Source organism: Enterovirga sp. CN4-39, from assembly GCF_049446235.1.
Lineage (GTDB): Bacteria > Pseudomonadota > Alphaproteobacteria > Rhizobiales > Beijerinckiaceae > Enterovirga.
This window is the reverse complement of sequence record NZ_JBMSEF010000006.1, coordinates 258,882-278,104: the sequence shown is the minus strand read 5'-3', so window position 1 is coordinate 278,104 and position 19,223 is coordinate 258,882. Positions and strand designations below refer to the sequence as shown.

16 protein-coding genes are annotated in these 19,223 nt (G+C 66.2%); 11 read left to right on the top strand and 5 right to left on the bottom strand.

The genetic code is table 11. The annotated features are described in order from the left end of the window. Positions 1–249: 249 nt before the first annotated feature. From ACO2SS_RS12895 to ACO2SS_RS12885, 3 genes are all read left to right on the top strand, one after another. Complete coding sequence (locus ACO2SS_RS12895) at positions 250–1,542, top strand: OmpP1/FadL family transporter (RefSeq protein WP_423278068.1); 1,293 nt, start codon at positions 250–252, stop codon at positions 1,540–1,542. Between the two features lie 232 nt (positions 1,543–1,774). After that, positions 1,775–3,034 (top strand): DUF2235 domain-containing protein, encoded by a 1,260-nt coding sequence (locus ACO2SS_RS12890; protein WP_423278067.1) that lies wholly within the window; start codon positions 1,775–1,777, stop codon positions 3,032–3,034. Between the two features lie 2 nt (positions 3,035–3,036). Beyond that, positions 3,037–4,920 (top strand): hypothetical protein, encoded by a 1,884-nt coding sequence (locus ACO2SS_RS12885; protein ID WP_423278066.1) that lies wholly within the window; start codon positions 3,037–3,039, stop codon positions 4,918–4,920. A gap of 317 nt (positions 4,921–5,237) precedes the next feature. On the opposite strand, the gene ACO2SS_RS12880 is transcribed toward ACO2SS_RS12885, so the two are convergent. The 3 genes from ACO2SS_RS12880 to dnaG form a co-directional block, all read right to left on the bottom strand. Beyond that, the gene (locus tag ACO2SS_RS12880) at positions 5,238–5,549 is read right to left on the bottom strand and encodes an HlyU family transcriptional regulator (RefSeq protein WP_423278065.1); all 312 of its coding nucleotides are present in this window, start codon (positions 5,547–5,549) and stop codon (positions 5,238–5,240) included. After that, entirely contained in the window at positions 5,549–7,540 is a 1,992-nt protein-coding gene (gene rpoD, locus ACO2SS_RS12875; RefSeq protein WP_423278064.1) for an RNA polymerase sigma factor RpoD, read from the bottom strand. Before rpoD ends, ACO2SS_RS12880 begins: the two co-directional genes overlap by 1 nt. Positions 7,541–7,916: 376 nt before the next feature. Next, positions 7,917–9,902: a DNA primase gene (dnaG, locus tag ACO2SS_RS12870; protein ID WP_423278063.1), complete on the bottom strand. Its 1,986-nt coding sequence runs from the start codon at positions 9,900–9,902 to the stop codon at positions 7,917–7,919. Between the two features lie 195 nt (positions 9,903–10,097). Between dnaG and ACO2SS_RS12865 the strand changes: the two genes are divergently transcribed. Continuing rightward, entirely contained in the window at positions 10,098–10,424 is a 327-nt protein-coding gene (locus ACO2SS_RS12865) for a hypothetical protein (protein ID WP_423278062.1), read from the top strand. A 10-nt stretch (positions 10,425–10,434) separates the two neighbouring features. On the opposite strand, the gene ACO2SS_RS12860 is transcribed toward ACO2SS_RS12865, so the two are convergent. After that, the gene (locus tag ACO2SS_RS12860; protein WP_423278061.1) at positions 10,435–11,568 is read right to left on the bottom strand and encodes a mechanosensitive ion channel family protein; all 1,134 of its coding nucleotides are present in this window, start codon (positions 11,566–11,568) and stop codon (positions 10,435–10,437) included. 363 nt (positions 11,569–11,931) lie between these two features. Between ACO2SS_RS12860 and ACO2SS_RS12855 the strand changes: the two genes are divergently transcribed. Further along, positions 11,932–12,162 (top strand): hypothetical protein, encoded by a 231-nt coding sequence (locus ACO2SS_RS12855; RefSeq protein WP_423278060.1) that lies wholly within the window; start codon positions 11,932–11,934, stop codon positions 12,160–12,162. Positions 12,163–12,446: 284 nt separating this feature from the next. Beyond that, on the top strand, positions 12,447–13,628 hold the full coding sequence (locus ACO2SS_RS12850; protein WP_423278059.1) for an MFS transporter: 1,182 nt from the start codon (positions 12,447–12,449) through the stop codon (positions 13,626–13,628). An 18-nt stretch (positions 13,629–13,646) separates the two neighbouring features. Here the strand turns inward: ACO2SS_RS12850 and ACO2SS_RS12845 are convergent, their stop codons facing one another. Next, a complete protein-coding gene (locus tag ACO2SS_RS12845; protein WP_423278058.1) occupies positions 13,647–13,922 on the bottom strand; it encodes a BolA family protein in 276 nt (91 codons plus the stop codon). 68 nt (positions 13,923–13,990) lie between these two features. Between ACO2SS_RS12845 and ACO2SS_RS12840 the strand changes: the two genes are divergently transcribed. The 5 genes from ACO2SS_RS12840 (at position 13,991) to ACO2SS_RS12820 (ending at position 19,212) form a co-directional block, all read left to right on the top strand. After that, positions 13,991–14,602, top strand: a complete 612-nt coding sequence (locus ACO2SS_RS12840; protein ID WP_423278057.1) for a J domain-containing protein — start codon at positions 13,991–13,993, stop codon at positions 14,600–14,602. 150 nt (positions 14,603–14,752) lie between these two features. Further along, positions 14,753–15,739, top strand: coding sequence for a cobaltochelatase subunit CobS (gene cobS / locus ACO2SS_RS12835; protein ID WP_423278056.1), 987 nt, complete (start codon positions 14,753–14,755; stop codon positions 15,737–15,739). A 55-nt stretch (positions 15,740–15,794) separates the two neighbouring features. Then, entirely contained in the window at positions 15,795–16,280 is a 486-nt protein-coding gene (locus tag ACO2SS_RS12830; protein WP_423278055.1) for a DUF29 domain-containing protein, read from the top strand. After that, positions 16,280–18,181 (top strand): cobaltochelatase subunit CobT, encoded by a 1,902-nt coding sequence (gene cobT / locus ACO2SS_RS12825; RefSeq protein WP_423278054.1) that lies wholly within the window; start codon positions 16,280–16,282, stop codon positions 18,179–18,181. Before ACO2SS_RS12830 ends, cobT begins: the two co-directional genes overlap by 1 nt. After that, positions 18,178–19,212, top strand: a complete 1,035-nt coding sequence (locus tag ACO2SS_RS12820; protein ID WP_423278053.1) for an esterase-like activity of phytase family protein — start codon at positions 18,178–18,180, stop codon at positions 19,210–19,212. The genes cobT and ACO2SS_RS12820 overlap by 4 nt, the downstream gene beginning before the upstream one ends. Positions 19,213–19,223 lie beyond the last annotated feature (11 nt).

The window sequence follows — 19,223 nt, the reverse complement described above, 5'->3', positions numbered from 1 at the left end:
CTCCCTGGCGGCCCCGATCTGTAGCGTCGGAATCCTCGGCTGCAATATCCCTAGCCGATCGGGCTCCCGGAAGGCGCGGCAAAAATGTGGCCGCGGCGCAACGGAGTGGCCGGATTCCCGCCCGCCCCGGTGTGTCCGGCGGAGATCGGCACTGCCGAAGATTGCGGCAAGGGCGTGGCTCCTACACAGTCACTACACCTTCCGGGGTACGGCGATTCGCAGTATCCGACAGACGACTTGAGGAAACGAATGAGGTTGGGCCGTTCACTACTGGTCGGGGTTGCGTCGGCGGGGATCCTGGCCGGAGCCACGGGAGGAGCCCAGGCGGGCGCCTTCGGCCTTCGGAGCCAGAGCACGATCGCGATCGGTCAGGCCTATGCGGGTGCCGCGGCGGGCGCCGCCGGCGTCTCCTCGGCCTTCTGGAACCCGGCCACGCTCACGATGCACCCGGGCTTCCAGAGCGAGTACAACATCACGTACGTGGACGCCTATGCGCGCATCACGCCCACCCTGCCGACGCCCACGATCGGCTTCGGCGGCTCCGGCGACGTCGCGCAGGACGCGGCGGTCCCGGCGACCTACAGCTCCCGCCAGCTCACCGACCGGATCTGGGTCGGCATCGCGAGCGCGGCTCCCTTCGGCAGCGTGACCAAGCCGAACGTCAATTGGGCCGGCCAGACCTATTCCCGCTCCTCCCGGATCGTATCGCTGAGCTTCGCTCCGCTCGTCGCCTACAAAGTGAATGACTGGCTCTCCATTGGCGCCGGCCCGGTGGTCCAGTACTTCAAGGTACGCCTCAACACGGCCCTCGGCCCGCTGCCGGGTGCCGGGAACGCCATCCTCGAAGGCGACGATTGGGCCGCGGGCGGAACGGTGGGCGTCACCGTCACGCCGACCCCCGGCACCGTCATCGGCGTCGGCTATCGCTCCACGATCGACCACAGCCTCACGGGCACGTTCCGCAACCCGGCCGTCGGGGTGGTCCCGATCCGCGTGAAGGTCAGCCTCCCCGACCAGCTGACGTTCGGCGTCACCCAGGCGATCACGCCCGACTTCCGGCTGAGCGCCGCCTTCGAGTGGATGAACTGGAGCCGCCTGCGCGCCCCGGCGATCCGTGCCGATGCGACCGGAACGGCGATCGGATCGTTCCCGCTCAACTACAAGGACGGCTACCTCGTATCGCTCGGCGGCGAGTACCAGTGGAACCCGCAACTCGCCCTGCGGGCCGGCGTCGGCTACGAGTGGTCTCCGATGGACGCGAGCAACCGCTCCACGCGGCTGCCGGACACGGACCGCGTCCACGCCTCGGTCGGCGCGAGCTACGCCTGGAATGACAAGCTGACGCTCAACGCGTCCTACGCCCACTACTTCGCGGTCGGGAATAAGCGCATCGCGATCGCGCCCGGGAATCCGCTCTACAACGGCGCCATCCCGTTCTTCGGCGACGTGCAGGCCGACGTGAACCTCGTCTCCTTCTCGGCCCGGTATCGCTGGGACGATCCGAAGGTCGCCGAGCCCGCACCGATCATCCGCAAGTACTGAATTCCGGCCGGCGCAGGCCGGCCTCCCAAAATCGAGGGGTCGTGATCCAACTGGATCGCGGCCCTTCTTTGTTTGGGCACCACGCGTCGAAGGCCGCTTGACGAACGTCTCTCCTTTAGGTTGTGTATTTGCAACTTAAGGGCGGATCGAGCCAATGGGGGATCGTCAAAGCGAAGACCCGCAGCGCCCATTCAAGCGCATCGTCATCTGCCTGGACGGCACCTGAAACAAGGTGAAGGCGCCCGACGAGGTCACGAACGTCGTGAAGTTCGCCCAATCGGTCATTCCCGTGGCGAGCGATGGAACGCGGCAGGTCGTCTACTACAATTCGGGCGTGGGCACCGGCGGGCCGATTGACAGGCTGCTCGGCGGCGTGCTCGGCGCCGGCGTCCGCAGCAACGTGCACCGGGCTTACACCTTCCTCACCCTGAACTACGAGCCGGGCGACGAAATCTATATCCTGGGCTTCTCACGCGGAGCCTTCACGGGCCGCGCCCTCGCGGCTCTCATCGGGGTCATCGGCGTGCTGAGGCGCCAAGAGTTCGAGCGCTTTGACGAGGCCTGGAAGTACTACCGGCTCCCGCCGAAGCGGCGGCCGGGCAAGCGCGCAGGTCCGAGGCCTGCCGAGGGAGGCCAGGCGGGCAAACCCTCTCACACCGCTCCGGAGGCTGCGTGGTTCCACCATCCGGTCGCGGTGAAAGCTCTGGGCGTCTGGGACACCGTCGGCAGCTACGGAATTTCGTCTGGCCTGTTCATCTCCGGCTGGGGGGCGGCGATCACGGCGAAGCTTCTTGGCTTCCATGATCGGCAACTCGGAGCCCATGTCGAGCACGCCTACCATGCGATTGCGATTGACGAAGCAAGGGGGCCTTTCCAGCCGACCTTGTGGTTGCAGCCGAAGGGCACGAAGCGGGCGAACGTCGAACAGGTTTGGTTCGCGGGCGTCCATTCCGATGTCGGCGGGGGATTTAGCGCTTCAGGACTGTCGGACACGGCGCTGGTCTGGATGATGGACCGTATGTCCGTGTCTGGGCTGGAACTCGATCCGGACTTCATCGGCCAGGAATATTGCCCCTGTCCCGGATGCGAACTGCACAATTCCGGCAACCTGCTCTTTCGCCTTCTGTCGCCCTATCCGCGTCCCGTCCTGTCCGGGCGACCGCCGATCGAGGAGGGCGGCACGCCGCAGGAAGTGATCAGCGAGAAGCTGCATTGGAGTGTGGTCGAGCGCTGGACCGCCGCACGTGCGGCTGGAGCGGATAAGGCGAACTGGCTGCCCAAAAACCTGCCGAAGGATCTTACCGGCGTTCCGGTGTCCGAGCCGGGCCAATTCGAACTGGAGATCCTCCGCAGCGCGCGGCCGCATCCAAGGCACGCGCCGCCGCCTCGTCACGAGGGGTGCTGGAGTCAGGCCGTGCCGCAGCGCTTTGGGACCGGGCACAGCTCAGCCAATTTGGCCACCGCAGGTGCGGCCGAGCGAGGAGCGAACTGAGCATGCTGTTCCTCTCGGGTCTGCTCCTCGGCCTGACGCTCGCATTCCGCGTAACGCAAGGTGAGCCGTTCTGGCCGCCGAATACTTTTATCAAACGTGTTGCTGTATTTACCATTGTTTTCGCGTCGTCGATGCCAGTCGTGTATCTCGTTGATCATCTAGATAAGTCTTTGGCGGATGACGCATTCAGGACCATGGTCGGTTATATCAGGTTGCCACTGTTCGAGTTCGTGATGGGAGTTGGGATTGGCTCGCTTTTATTTTACGTGCTCTCTGTCATAGGAGCTGGCGCTGGGTATGCCATCCCAATGCTCGCTGCGCTCGGCATTTCGGCGCTCCTCTCCATTCTTGTGCTGACCGACGCGCGTTACGGCTGGTTTAGGAGAATGCAGAGTCTTACAGTTGCAGGATCGGGCGTCCAGTTTGCCTCGATAACCGCGGCGCCGTCCCCGAGGCAGGCAGACCCATTGGCTGCCATTACCCGTAGTGCCCCCGATGCAGGCTCCAACCGGGTCGCTTGGGGGCTCGAACCGTTCAAGCTTCTGGGTCTTATGGTTGAGTATGACGCCCAGAACTGGGCGACGACGGTCGGCAATAATAGTGATCACCGCTTACCGGCTCTACAGTCCGAACTCTGGTTCGCGCGCGACGTGATCGTACCGATGTCGCTGATCCTGATCGGCACTCACGAGCGGCGAGCACAGGTTGGCTCACCGCCAGAGGGCATCCGTTTCGCGCGAGCGTTGAGTGGCTTTGCCCACAATCGCGGTCGTCTGGCCGCCGCGAGAGAGCGCGACATTCACGCAGACCAAATCAAGATCTCAGCAGAGTATCGTGCAGATTGGGTTGCTCTGCGCGCTGATCTGGAATCGATATTGTCGCAGGAACTTTCCGTTGCCTACGAAGCGCGCGACAGGAGTGTGGATGAATTATTTTCTGTCGCCACGGATCGTGCTCAGAAGTTGAGCGTTCCGCAGAGCAGGGAGGAGTGTCTTACCAGATCAAAAGAAGTAGAGGTCTCTTTCGAGAGGATAGAAAGGTTCGGCGAGTCGCACGAAATATTTTCTAACCGGCTGCCGTATGGCGCGAGCGTAATGGCGTGGTCTCTCGCCCTCGAAGGGGAGCTGGCCGGAGCGCTGGGCGTGCTCGAACGCTGGCTCGAACGGGCTGAGGCTCGCGCAGAGAGCCACCCTCAGGGCCAGTTCGCAATCTGGCGCGGCACGACGAACCTGGCCCAGTTACTGTTCAGGAGTAGGCTCGATGATGCAGATCTGGGCTATGCGGTTGAAGTAGCGCGTCGGCAGGTCGCGCAGGGGCAGAAGGTCTTGGAATCGCCCGGCTGGGAGGACGTGCTCTCAGAGTACGAAATCGCGAAAGTCGTGGCGCGGCGTGGCTCCGTGCCGGCCTGTCGCACGTTGAGGAGCTCAAATCAGCTTCAATCGTTTCTGCGGACGCATGTCGAGGCAGTGAACAATTTCGTGAACTACTCTGCGGTCTTGTCCCGAAAGCACGGCCACGATGAGCGGCTCGATTGGCATCACTGGGCAGAGTGGGTGAAGCAGCTCGACGAAGCCGCTCCGGAATGCCTCGATCGGTCGAAGGACCAGGCGAAGGATCGTGAAGAGGTGCTGCTAAGCACGGCTTACCTGGCCTATGCCGCGCTCGCGGAGCGAAGCGACTCACAGGAGAGCAAGATCATTCACCTGTGCAAGGCGAAGAATGTCGCCCGGAAACGCCGCGAACTCCTATTCAGACTTGTAATGAACGAGGGGAATCGGGAGCGTCCTGCGCCAAGATCCGCGATGCAGAGGATGCAGAACAGGCGCTTCGATAGGCCGAAGCGGTCAGGAACTTCAACTCGACCGCTGATGCTCTCGAGGCCCTGAATGGCGCGTCCCGCTGCTAGCGGGTTCAATCGAGTGCTAAATCTCCTGCGGGCACTCCGGCCGATATGGGCCGTCAGTCACGTGTCCGCCGAATCTACACGCCGCCGCTCACCGAGGGCTTCGCAACCGCGTCCGCAATGATCGCGAAGGTCATCAGCGCGACCGCGAGGGTGGCAAACCAGAAGCGGATCATGTCGGCTTCCCCCAAACGTCCCATGCACCGATATATGCCGGACCGTCGCTGAAAGCTAGGTGAATGCCACCAAAAGTTGTTATGGCGTAGCCGCAGAAGGCGGATGGACGGCTAGCGCGGCCGCCTAGCTCCGCTTCGCCGATGGCTGCTTGAACACCCGCTCGCCCTGCTCGTCCACGATCTGGCGGCCCTTCTGGAGCGACATGGCGGTCGCGTCCTCGAGAGAGGCGAGGCGGTCGGCGCGGACGAAGCTGTGTTCGCGCTGCTCGCCGTCGATCTCCTTCAGCACCGTGCCGGCGACCTGGTACTGGCCGCCCTCGGACTTGTAGGGCTCGGCCCGGACCGTGAAGCCGCGATGCTCGATCTCGGCCGTCGGGGCAGGGGCGGCGGGCTCCTGCTCCTTGCCGCCGCCGAAGAGGCGCGAGAGCCAGGACATCAGTTGTCCAGGAAGCTGCGGAGCTTCCGCGAGCGGCTCGGGTGCTTGAGCTTCCGCAGCGCCTTAGCCTCGATCTGGCGGATGCGCTCGCGGGTCACCGAGAACTGCTGGCCGACCTCCTCGAGCGTGTGGTCGGTGTTCATGCCGATGCCGAAGCGCATGCGCAGCACCCGCTCCTCGCGCGGGGTGAGCGAGGCGAGAACGCGCGTCGTCGTCTCGCGCAGGTTCGACTGGATCGCCGCGTCGATCGGGAGGACCGCGTTCTTGTCCTCGATGAAGTCGCCGAGATGGCTGTCCTCCTCGTCGCCGATCGGCGTCTCGAGGGAGATCGGCTCCTTGGCGATCTTGAGGACCTTGCGGACCTTCTCCAGCGGCATCGCCAGCTTCTCGGCCAGCTCCTCCGGGGTCGGCTCGCGGCCGATCTCGTGCAGCATCTGGCGCGAGGTGCGGACGATCTTGTTGATCGTCTCGATCATGTGCACCGGGATGCGGATCGTGCGGGCCTGGTCGGCGATCGAGCGGGTGATCGCCTGCCGGATCCACCAGGTCGCATAGGTCGAGAACTTGTAGCCGCGCCGGTACTCGAACTTATCGACGGCCTTCATCAGGCCGATATTGCCCTCCTGGATCAGGTCCAGGAACTGCAGGCCGCGGTTCGTGTACTTCTTGGCGATAGAGATCACGAGGCGCAGGTTCGCCTCGATCATCTCCTTCTTGGCCTGGCGGGCTTCGCGCTCGCCCTTCTGGACCATGGAGACGATCTTCCGGAACTCCTGGATCTCGAGGCCGGTCTCGGACGCGAGCGTGTGGATGTTCTCGCGCAGGTCGTGGATCTGGTTCTTGCCGTTGGCGACGAATTCCCGCCAGCCCCGGCCGCCGAGCTTCGACACGCGCAGGACCCATTTCGGGTCGAGCTCGTAGCCCTGGTAGTGCTGCAGGAACTGGTCGCGCGCCACGCCATGCGACTCGGCAAGCCGCATCAGCTTGCCCTCGTGGCTGATCAGCCGCTTGTTGATGTCGTAGAGCTGCTCGACGAGCGCCTCGATCCGGGCGCCGTTCAGCGAGAGCGACTTCACGTCCTTGATGACGTCGTTCTTCAGCTGCTTGTACTTGCGCTCCTGCGCCGGCGTCAGCTGCTTGTTCTGCAGCCGCTGCTCGACATGCTCCACCTGGAGGCGGCGCAGCTTCTTGTAGTTCTCGGCGATGTTGTCGAAGATCTCGAGCACGCGGGGCTTGATCTCGGCTTCCATGGCCGAGAGCGACACGTTGTTCTCCATGTCGTCGTCGTCCATGTCGCCTTCCGGCGGACGCGGACCTTCAGCCTCGACGTCTTCGTCGCCCTCGGCCTCTTCGCCTTCCTTCGGGCCGCCCTTGCCGTCAGGGCCGGCATAGGTCGCCTCGAGGTCGATGATGTCGCGAAGCAGCACCTTTCCTTCGACGAGCTCGTCGCGCCAGATGATAATGGCCTGGAAGGTGAGGGGGCTTTCGCAGAGCCCCGCGATCATGGCCTCGCGGCCGGCCTCGATGCGCTTGGCGATCGCGATCTCGCCCTCGCGGGACAGGAGCTCCACCGAGCCCATCTCGCGCAGGTACATGCGGACGGGATCGTCCGTCCTGTCGGTCGGCTCCTTGGCGGGCGCGTCCGGCCGCAGCGCGACGGCGCGCGCCGGGGTGATCTCGGCGACCTCGGTCCCCTCGGCCTCCTCCTCCTCGCCGCCTTCGCCCTCCTTCTGGCCGTCGTCGGCCTCCTCGGGCTCCACGACGTTGATGCCCATGTCGTTGAGCATCGCGTAGATGTCCTCGATCTTGTCGGAGGTGTTCTGGTCCGGAGGCAGAACCTCGTTCAGCTCGTCGTAGGTGACATAGCCGCGCCGCTTGGCGTTCTTGATCATCCGGCGGACACCGGCATCGCTCAGGTCGAGCAGCGGCCCGTCGGTCTGCTGCTCGGGAGCCGCCTCGGCCTCTTGCCTTTCGGTGGTCTTCGTCGCCATGATCAGCCTTGCCTTAAGCCGAGCTCTCGGGCCAGTCGCACGCATGGCCAAGCTCGAACTTCGGATACGCACGAAAGGCAGCAAGGCGTTGCCGCCTGCCACCCCGCAGCTCGTTCGATGATTATACGGCCGATCTGCCTGACCGACCGTTAACCAAGATCTCTTTTCCCAGCCAAACGCATCTCCTGCGCGATAGGCCGATTCGGCACTGCCGCGCCAGGGTAGGGCATGTCCGGCGGCGGAAGCTGCTCAACCGGCAGCCGTCCGCTTCCAGGCCTGCCTAGCGCAGCTCCTGCCAAGTGCTATTTAGCGCCGGAACCCGCCAATGCAAGGTGAAGCCCTGCCGCATCAAGGCGGTAGGAGGCTCGCGACGGGATCAGGCGGCCTGTTCCGGTGGCGCGATCAGGTCCACGGCGAGCTGGCGCAGCATCATTCCGCGCGGGTCGGCCGCCACGAGATTTCCACCGCCGGCCGAGCGATAGAAGGTCGCCTCCTCGGCCAGCTCGAGCTCCTTGCGCAGGATGCGTTCGCGATTCTCCAGGATGTCCTGCTGCAGGTGGACGAGCCACAGCGAGTAGCCGTCATCCGCATCGGGCGGCATCGACTCGACCCCGTCCTTCAACTCGTCCTCGAGGTCGCGAAGCCAGAGCAGCTCCATGAAGTTGGAGAAGCTTTCCTCGATGAAGCGCTCCGGGACGCTGCGCTGGAGGACCGGGAAGCGGGCAAAGAGATTATGGCCCCAGGGCCGGGAGGCCTGCCGGTCTTCCCGGCCGTGCAGGAAATTCAGCGCGGGGAAGAAGCCATCCGAGAGCAGGTTGTAGAAGTCGCGGAAAGAGCGCGTGTCGTCCTCGTCGATGACCCGCAGCAGGTCGGCCACGAAGTCCCGGAAGAGCGTTCCCTCATGCTCGCCCCGGAAATTCATGGAGGCGACGCGATCCCGGTTCTGCTCGACAAGGTCCGGGTAGTGGACGCACATGCCCAGGAACACGCGCTCCAGGCCGATGAGCCGGGTCGGCTCGGCCGAGAAGAGCTTGGGCAGTGACGGCATGGCGACTGTGTCGCGAAGCCGCGCGCGGGCGTTCCGCTTGCCGAGCTGCCAGAGGAAGTCCGTGACCTGGAGCTTTGCCGTCAGTTCGTAGCGGCGCCGGAGGGTGGGATCGGCGATCTGGCCCACCACCTCCCGGATCCGGGTCTCGAACACGGCCTGGCCGTTCTCGCTGTCGAGCCGGGCTGTTTCCGTTTCGCGCAGCCAGATCACGTCCCAGAACGACTTCGCTTCCTCGACGATCGCCCGGAATGCATCGGGGCCCGATTGCCGGACAGCATCGTCCGGATCCTGGCCGGGGGGCAGGAAGGCGAACCGGAATGTGAAGCCTGTCTTCAGGGAAGGGACGATGCGATCCACCGCGCGGAAGGCGGCGTTGCGGCCGGCCTTGTCCCCGTCGAAGCAGATCACGGGCTCGGGCGCGAGGCGCCAGAGGAGCGCGATCTGCTCCTCCGTGAAGGCGGTGCCGAGCGTCGCGACGACGTTCCGGATGCCGGCCTGGAAGACGGAGATGGCGTCGAGATAGCCTTCCACGACGATGGCGGAATTCGCCTTGTGCGCCGGCTCGCGGGCGCGATGGGCGTTGAACACGAGCTCGCCCTTGCGGAAGAGCTCGGTCTCCGGGCTGTTCAGGTATTTGGGTTGCTGGTCGGGGGCGAGCGCGCGACCGCCGAAGGCTACGACCCGTCCGCGCATGTCCTGGATCGGGATGATGACCCGCCCCCGGAACCGGTCATATAGCGAGCGGCCGTCCTCGGGTTCGATCGCGAGGCCTGCTCGCAGGATCAGGTCGCGGTCGATGCCCTCGCTCCGGAGGTGGTCGAACAGCGCCGTCCGGGCGTCCGGGGCAAAGCCCATGCGGAACTCCCGGCGCGTCTCGGCCCCGATGCCGCGCCCTTCCAGATAGGCAAGCGCCTTCTGGCCCGCCGGCTGGGCGAGCTGCCTCTCGAAGAAGCGGCAGGCTGCTTCGAGCACGTCGTAGAGGTCGCGCCGGCGCTCGACGACGCGCTCCAGCTCCGGGCTGGCCTTCGGCAGGTCGACGCCGGCTTCCGAGGCCAGCCGCTCCACGGCTTCCGGGAAGGAGAGGCCTTCCGTCTCCATCAGGAAGGTGAAGATGTCCCCGTGCTTCCCCGACGAGAAGTCGTGGTAAAAACCCTTCTGGTCGTTGGCGTAGAAGGAGGGGGTCTTCTCCGCATTGAAGGGCGACAGGCCCTTCCATTCGCGGCCGGCCTTCTTCAGCCGGACCTTTCGGGCGACGACGCTCGAGACCGGCAACCGGGCGCGGATCTCGTCGAGGATGTGAGGGGGGTAGCGCACGGATGTTCTGCCTGCCGCCAATCTACCACGCCCAGCGCCCGTCTTTGCCACGGAGCGATGCCGGGCCGGGAATGCCAACAGCTTATCAACAGAACAAAAAAGGAACAATCGCCAGCGTTCCCCAGGTCGTCCAAGGACCGGGACCTCCCGCCGGCGGCGCGGGAGCGCTAGGGTTGCCGGGGTCCGGAGTTTGTCGTGCGCCTTCTTTCCTTCCTCAGCCTTGCCGCCGCGCTCGCTAGCTGCGCGCCCGAGTTCCCGCCCATCGCCGCCGGGGTCCCCGGCGATCAGGGCTTCAAGGCGCGCATCGCCCGCAACCATCCGCCGGGCTCGTCAGCGAAGTGGCTGCGGGACGAACTCATCCGGGAAGGCTTCACGCTCTATTCGGATCCCGTGACGCGGTTGAACAGCGCGCTGTTCAACCCTGAGAACCTGCCTTGCTTCAGCGAGACCCGCATCGACTGGCAGGAAGACCGGCGCGGGCGGATCACGCGCATCCAGGCGCAGCGCAACGACTGCACCTGAGAGCCGCCCGTCAGGCTGCGGCGGCCTCGATCGCCGGCATCGCGTCTTGCCGATGGAGCGAGAGCGTGTCGCGGACGAGCTCGGCCCGGCGCCGGGGCAGGGCTTCGGGGTGGTTCTCCCGCAGCCATCCGATCATCTTCTCGCGGACCTCGCAGCGCAGATCGAAGGCCTGGGGCGCGTTGCGGGCGCTCACCAGGATGCGCACCTCGATCACGGCCTCCTTCGCATCGGTCACCTGCAGGTTGACGACCTGCTTGTCCCAGAGCGGCGAGGCGGCGGCGACTTCCTTGAGCTTGCGCCGCATCGCGTCGATCGGCGCGGTGTGGTCGAGATAGAGGAATACGCTTCCGATCAGGGAGGCGCCCTCGCGCGTCCAGTTCTGGAAGGGCTTCTGGATGAAGTAGGTGAGCGGCAGAACGAGGCGGCGCCAGTCCCAGAGCCGCACGACCACGTAGGTCGAGGTAATCTCCTCGACCCAGCCCCACTCGCCCTCCACGATGATCGCATCCTCGAGCCTGATCGGCTGCGTGATCGCGATCTGGATGCCGGCGACGAGGTTGCCGAGCACCGGCTGCATAGCGAGGCCCAGGATCAGGCCGGCCGCGCCCGCGGAGGCCAGGAGGCTGACGCCGTATTGCCGGACGGGCTCGAAGGTCATGAGCGCGATTGCCGTGGTGATCAGCGCCACAAGGGTCACGGCCGCGCGCTGGAGAATCCGCATCTGCGTGACGTGCTTGCGCGCCAGGAGGTTGTCCTCCGAATCGAGCTTGAAGCGCCGCAGGTAGATCGTCGTCGCGATATGGATGGCCGTCACGGCGATCCAGCCGACGAGAGCGACCGTCGCGACGAGCAGGATGTGGCGCAGGCCGGACTGCCATTCCCACGGGATCGGCGCGATGGGCGTCGCAGCGCTGACGGCCGCGATCACGAGCGCCAGCCGGCCGGGGCCGAAGGTGCGCTGTACGAGCGAGCGCCAGAACAGCCCGCGAGCGCTGACGATGCGCTGGAGCTGGCGGGTCAGCACACCGTGAAGGCCGAGGACGAGGGCCGTCGCTCCGCCGAGCACAAGCAAGGTGACGACCCAGTCGGGCAGCCAGTTGAGCCGGTCCACGATGTCCCGGAACGCCGCATTCAAATCCGGCATGCGATCTCCCGCTATCGGCCCCGCAGCCGAAAGGGGAATGACCCGGGCTCCGTCCGGTTCCGAACGGCCCCGCTTCGATGTTGCGCTGCAGCTAGAGCGACGAGGGTACCCGAAAACCGCATCGCGCGGGCGTCGTGAACGCGTCGAACCGTCCCCGAAGTCGGCTGTCAGCATCATTTCTCGGCCGCGGACGCAATCCCGCCTCAGTTCGAGTCGCCATATCGGGCGATTGCTCGGGCGGCCTGGTCCAACCGTTCGACAGCGAGGCGCCCGGTCAGCGATGGCCGGGCGTTTTCGCATTCCGCGTTGACTCTCCGCGTGCCCAGAACAAAATAGGAACAACACGATTCAGGGCGCACGGGCATGGCCGATATTCGACGGGGGGAGCGACTATCCGCGGCAGAACTGGCCGCCGATGCGGAGGGGGAGATCGCTGCGGCCGTGGACGCTTACCTCAGGCTCGCCAATGGCGACGTGAGGCTGGCCCTCGCCGTATCCGTCGCGGACGGTATCGCCGTGTCGAAGCTCGTCTCCACCGGGTATGCGCGCTGGCGGCAGCCGAAGGGGCGCTCAAGCGGGCGGCTCAGGGGGTGAGATCATCCTGACGGGGGCCGCGCAGGCGGGGCTCAGATACCGCGGGTCAGAAGCCACAGGATGGCCGACAGCGGGGCCAGAATGCCGAGCACGGTGGGGATGATATGGGCGGCCATGTCGAGCCTCCTCGTTCGGAGGCGGCTTGTGGGCCTTCGACATTGCCTGAGGATGTCGCGCCGGCACGCGATCGTTGCATGCCCGTTTCGCGTCCAGGTACGTTCGACGTGACACTGCCTGGATGTTAGGCAGGCGGCGACTCGCCCGCGGGTCGTCCGGCCGACATCGTGTTCCTCGCCCTTCTCTCCTCCTACGTTCTCAGCCAGTTCTACCGCGCCTTCCTGGCCGTCGTGGCCGGCGATCTCTCGCGCGATCTGGCGCTCGACGCGGCCGGGCTTGCGAGCCTCCAGGCCGCGTTCCTCCTCGCCTTCGCTTTCTGCCAGATCCCGGTCGGCATCGCGCTCGACCGCTTCGGCCCGCGCCGGACGCTCTCTGTCGGGATGAGCTCGGCCGTAGTCGGGGCGGCCCTCCTGGCGTTCGCGCGCGACTTCCCGCAGGGCCTGATCGCCATGGCCTTGATCGGAGGCGGCTGCGCGCCGGTCTTGATGGCCGGGTTCTATCTGATCGCCCGCACCTACGCGGCCGCACGCTTCGCGACGATGTCGTCGCTGCTCCTCGGGCTGGGCTCGCTCGGAGACCCCCTCTCCGGGATGCCGCTTGCCCTCGCGGTCGGTGCGTTCGGCTGGCGTCCTGCCATGATGGGCATGGCCGGACTGACGGTCGCGACGCTGATCTATGTGGCCTGCGTCATTCGCGATCCGCCCCGCGCGGTCGCGCCGGGCGGCCATGTGTCGCCGCTCGAGGGCGCAAAAAAGATCCTCGCGCTCCGGCAGCTTTGGCCGATCTTCCCGATCGCGCTCGTCGGCTACGCCTGCGTCATCGCTACGCGTGGGTTGTGGATCGCGCCCTACCTGGAGAACGTGCACCACTTCGATGCGGCCGAGCGGAGCCTCAGCGCGACCGCGTTGGGCCTCGTCATGGCGGCAGGTGCGCTGCTCTATGCGCCCCTCAACAGGCTGGCCGGGAATGCGAAGCGCACGGCGGTGGCGGGCTTCACGGCCACGGTCGTCGGCTGGCTGGCGCTCGGGCTGTTCGGCGGCCATTCGGGCGCTGTCGCCCTCGGGTTGCTGTTCTTCGTCGGCGCTTTCGGGGCACCCTTCGCCATTCTCATGGCGCATGCCCGCTCCTTCATGCCGACACATCTCCTCGGGCAGGGGGTGACGATCATGAACCTCGCCTTCATGGGCGGGGCAGGCCTCGGGCAGTGGCTCTCCGGGCGCTATGTCCGGGCTGCCGAAATCGCGGGCACCCCGGCGCAGGAGATCTACGGAACGCTGTTCACCGGGTTCGGCATCGTGGTGGCGGGTGCGCTGTCGATCTATCTCCTGACGCCCCGCGAGCGGCGCTGAGCCCGTGCGGCAGGGGCTTCACTCCCCTGGCGCTCTCGCCCTGATCGCGAGGGCGTGGAGCCCGTCCCGGCCGAACGCATCCGTCATGAGCTCGTTCACCATGCGGTGCCGCTCCACGCGGCTCTTGCCGATAAAGGCCTCAGACACGACATCGATCCTGAAATGGGTCTCCCCGCCTTCCCGCGAGCCGGCATGCCCGGCATGAAGATGCGACTCATCGTCGATCCTGAGCTCGGTCGGCCGAAGCTCCCGGGTCACGATTTCGGCCATCCGCTCACGTAAGCTCACGATCATGCTCCCTGCTCTCCGTCGCTCGCCGACGGCTTGCCGCTTCGTCCTGCCCCATCAATAATCGGTCCGTCATGGGTCTCAACTCGCCGCTTTTCGACAAGGTCCGCATCAAGCCGCGCTGCGAGCAGCCGCGTCAGGAGGCGGCCGTGTGCGAGCGCGCGGGCTGTTCGGAACCCGGCCTCCACCGGGCCCCGAAGGGGAGGGGCCGGGAGGGCGAGTACTGGCGCTTCTGCCTGAGCCATGTCCGCGAGTACAACGCCGCCTACAACTATTTCTCGGGCATGTCGGACGAGGACGTCCAGCAGTACCAGAAGGAGGCGGCGGTCGGGCACCGCCCGACCTGGAACATGTCCGTCAACGGCGGACGCCGCAGGCGGGATGGCGCAGCGAACCCGGAAGAATTCGACTACCTCGACCCGCTCGGCGTCATGCGCTCGGCAGGCTTCGAGGGGACGCGGGCGACTCCCGAGCCGGCGAAGCCCCGCAGGCCGGGTCCCGTCATGGCTGCCCTCGAGACGCTCGGTCTCGACGAGAGCGCCGGTGCGGTCGAGATCAAGGCGCAGTACAAGGTCCTGGTGAAACGCTTCCATCCGGACGCGCATGGCGGGGATCGATCCTACGAGCCGCGGCTGCGCGACATCATCAACGCCCACGACACGCTCAAGGCGGCCGGCCTGTGCTGACGGGAGCGCAAGGGAATTCGGCGCCGGTGCAAATTGCGCCAGCGGCGGGGCGCCGTTAAGGACAGGGCGTAATCCCAGGTCGCCTACCCGCCGATCGCCGTGACAAGGGCGGCAGGGCTCTCGCTGAGCCGCCGCCGAAGAGGCTTCTCGATGCTCGTCACTGACAACACCGTTCCTGGCATGCCGGACATGAAGGTGTCCGTTCGGCAGGTTTTCGGGATCGATTCCGACCTGGAAGTGCCTGCCTATTCGCAGCCCGACCCGCATGTGCCCGACACGGATCCGGACTACCTCTTCGATCCGCCGACGACCCTCGCCATCCTGGCCGGCTTCGCGCGCAACCGGCGCGTGATCGTCACGGGCTACCATGGCACCGGCAAGTCGACCCATATCGAGCAGGTCGCGGCGCGGCTGAACTGGCCTTGCGTGCGCATCAATCTCGACAGCCACGTCTCGCGCATCGACCTCGTCGGCAAGGACGCGATCGTGCTGAAGGACGGCAAGCAGGTCACCGAGTTCAAGGACGGGATCCTGCCCTGGGCCTACCAGAACAACATCGCGCTCGTGTTCGACGAGTATGATGCCGGCCGTCCGGACGTCATGTTCGTGATCCAGCGGGTGCTGGAATCCTCCGGTCGCCTCACCCTGCTCGACCAGAGCCGGGTCATCCGACCGCACCCCGCATTCCGGCTCTTCGCGACCGCCAACACGATCGGCCTCGGCGACACGACCGGGCTCTATCACGGCACCCAGCAGATCAACCAGGCGCAGATGGACCGCTGGTCCATCGTGACGACGCTGAACTACCTGCCGCACGACGAGGAGGTCGAGATCGTCCTCTCGAAGGCGCACCATTACCGGACCCCGGAAGGGCGCGACATCGTCGGCAAGATGGTGCGGGTGGCGGACCTGACCCGCAACGCCTTCATCAACGGCGACCTGTCGACCGTGATGTCGCCCCGCACGGTGATCACCTGGGCCGAGAACGCCGACATCTTCGGCGATATCGGGTTCGCGTTCCGGGTGACCTTCCTGAACAAGTGCGACGAGCTCGAGCGGACGCTGGTGGCGGAGTTCTACCAGCGCTGCTTCGGCAAGGAGCTGCCGGAGAGCGCGGTCAACGTGGCGCTGAGCTGAGCGCCGCGACCGCTGCTGGATCTGCTATGGTCGGGCCTCGGCAACGGAGGGCATCATGAGCCAGTCCGCGGTCAGGAACAGGCCCGAGGCACGCGCGGGTGCATCCACGCGCTACGACGAGGATCTTTATACCTGGGTGCAGGAGCAGGTGGCCCTGCTCCGCGCCGGCCGGCTCGACGAGATCGATGCGGAGAACATCGCCGAGGAGCTGAGCGACGTGGGCAGGAGCGAATTCGCTAAGCTCGAGAGCGCCCTGCGCGTGCTTGTGATGCACATGCTGAAGTGGGACCAGCAGCCCGAGCTCTGGACGCCGAGCTGGGTGTTCTCGATCCGCGAGCAGCGAAGGCGGCTCGACAGGCTCTTTCGCCAGAACCCGGGCCTCAAGCCGCGTCGGGAGGAGGCTCTGTCGGAGATCTATCCAAGCGCACGCGACTGGGCATCGCTCGAGACACATTTCGATGTGAGCGAGTTCCCGCCCGAGTGCCCCTACACTTGGGACGACCTGCTCCTGCGGCCGTTCGAGGCGGATCCGAAGGTCTGATGTCCATCTCCAATCGCAAGCCGGGCGACCGCAAGGAAGCCCCGAACGAGCCAATCAAGCGGTCCATCGCGGGCGCCATGCGGGCTCTCGCGCGCCAGCCCGACCTCGAAGTCACCTACGCGTCCGACCGGCCGATCCTGATGAGCGGCAAGGCTCGGTTGCCCGAGCCGCCGCGCAAATTGTCCGCGGATGATGTCGCCATCGTGCGCGGCCATGCGGATTCGATGGCGCTCCGGCTCGCGTGCCATGACGCGGCCGTGCATCGCCGGCATGCCCCGCAGGGCCAGGCGGCGCGCGCCCTGTTCGATGCCGTGGAGCAGGCGCGGGTCGAAGCGATCGGGTCGCGCCGGATGACGGGCGTCGCCGACAACATCACGGCCATGATCGAGGACCGCTATCATCGCGGCGGCAAGTACGAGGACATCACGGATCGCGCGGACGCGCCGCTCGAGGACGCCGTCGCCCTGATGGTCCGCGAGCGGCTCACGGGCCTGAAGCCGCCGGAGGCCGCGGCCAAGATCGTCGATCTCTGGCGAGACCACATCGAGGCGAAGGCGGGTCGCAATCTCGACGGCCTCTTGAAGAACATCGAGAACCAGCGCGACTTCGCGCGCTCGATCCGTGACCTGCTCTCGTCCCTCGACATGTCGGACGAGAGCGCCCTCGACCGCGATGAGCAGGACGAGGAGGACGAAGGCGAGGCGGAAAGCGAGGAACAGGGCGGCGAGGGCGAGGCCGAGGAGCAGCGCCAGGGCGAGCGGGCTGAAGTCGAGCTTCAGGACGAGGCTGCCGACGAGCTCGAGGACGGCGCCATGGAGGCGGCGGATGCCCCGTCTGGAGAGCTGCCCGAGGAATCCGAGGACAGCGATTCCGAGGCTGCCTCAGAATCCTGGCGGCCGCCACCGACGCGGGCCAACGAGTCCCGCGGGCCCGAATACAAGGCCTTCACTACCAAGTTCGACGAGGTCGTGGAGGCGGACGAGCTCTGCGATCCGGACGAACTCTCCCGTCTTCGGGCCTATCTCGACAAGCAGCTCTCCCATCTCCAGGGCGTCGTCGGCCGGCTGGCGAACCGCCTTCAGCGGCGGCTTCTCGCGCAGCAGAACCGCTCGTGGGAGTTCGACCTCGAGGAGGGCATTCTCGATCCGGCGCGGCTCGTGCGCGTCGTGCTCGATCCGCACCAGCCCCTATCGTTCAAGCACGAGAAGGACATGCAGTTTCGCGACACGGTCGTGACCCTGCTGATCGACAATTCCGGGTCGATGCGCGGGCGGCCGATCACCGTCGCGGCAACCTGCGCCGACATCCTGGCCCGCACGCTCGAGCGCTGCGGCGTCAAGGTCGAGATCCTGGGCTTCACCACCCGGGCCTGGAAGGGCGGCCAGTCGCGTGAGTCCTGGCTGCAGGCCGGCAAGCCGGCCAATCCAGGCCGCCTGAATGACCTTCGTCACATCATCTATAAATCTGCCGATGCACCATGGCGCCGGGCTAGGAAGAACCTGGGGCTGATGATGCGCGAAGGCCTTCTCAAGGAGAACATCGACGGCGAGGCGCTTGACTGGGCGCATAAGCGCCTGCTCGGGCGGCCGGAGCAGCGCCGGATCCTGATGGTGATCTCGGACGGCGCGCCGGTCGACGATTCGACGCTGTCGGTGAATCCTGGGAACTACCTGGAGCGGCATCTCCGCTTCATCATCGAGGAGATCGAGACACGCTCGCCCGTCGAGCTGATCGCGATCGGAATCGGCCACGACGTCACGCGCTATTACCGGCGCGCTGTCACCATCGTCGATGCCGAGGAACTCGGCGGCGTGATGACGGAGAAGCTCGCCGAACTCTTCGACGAATCCGCCCCGCCTCCCGTGAACGGACGCTTCGGCCGGACGCGGCACGCCGCTTGAGCTTCAACAGACGGGCGGCGCTCGCTCTCGGGTTCGGGGGCGTCGCCGCAGCCGGGCTCGCGGCTGCGTCCCGGCTGTTCGCCGCCGAGCCGGGCCTGCCGCCCGGAGATGGGCCGATCACAGTGGAGGCCACGCCGATTCCGGCGCTGCTTCCGAGCGAGCCTGATCGGACGCAGTTCGGCGGGCTCACGTTCCGCTCCGGTCTCGTCCTGTCCTCCCGAAGTCCCGAATTCGGCGGCTGGTCGGGGTTGTGGCGCTCGGCCGATGGCAGCGAGATCGTTGCCGTCTCCGATCGCGCGGAGTGGTTGACGGCCCGCGTTCTCGCGCAGGACGGCCGGACCTCGGGCCTGACGGACGCGGCCGTGGCCCCGATTCTCGGCGAGAACGGCACCGCCCTGCGGCGGGGCAACGGATGGGATTCCGAGTGCCTGGCGATTGCGGGTGGGGAGGCCTTCGTGGGCTTCGAACGGGTTCAGGAGATCAGGCGCTACGCCTGGGCCCAGAACGGCGTACCGGCGAGGGGATTTCCCCTGCCGGTCCCGCCCGCCGTCAAGCGACTGTCGTCCAACGAAGGCCTGGAGGCGCTGGCGATCGTGCCGGAAGGCCGACCGCTCGCCGGACGGCTCGTCACGATCGCGGAACGGGCCAGGGCCGGGGACGATCAACCCACGGCTGGCTGGGTGCTCGGCGGGGAGCCGTTCGAATTCGATGTCGTCCGATCCGAGGGCTTCGACATCACCGACCTCGCCTTCTTGCCCTCCGGTGAGGCACTACTGCTGGAAAGACGATGTCGCCTCCTGACCGGTGTCGCCTGCCGGATCCGTCGGCTTGGGGCCGATGCCTTTCGGCCGGGGGCCTTGGTGGACGGCGAGGTGATCTTCGAGGCCGACAGGAAATACGAGATCGACAACATGGAGGGGATGGCCCTCCATCTCGACCCGGCTTCCGGCCGGCAGATCCTCACCCTGATCTCTGACGATAACTTCTCGGCTGCACAGCGAACGATCCTGCTTGAGTTCAGCCTGGGATAGGGCTCGCGCCG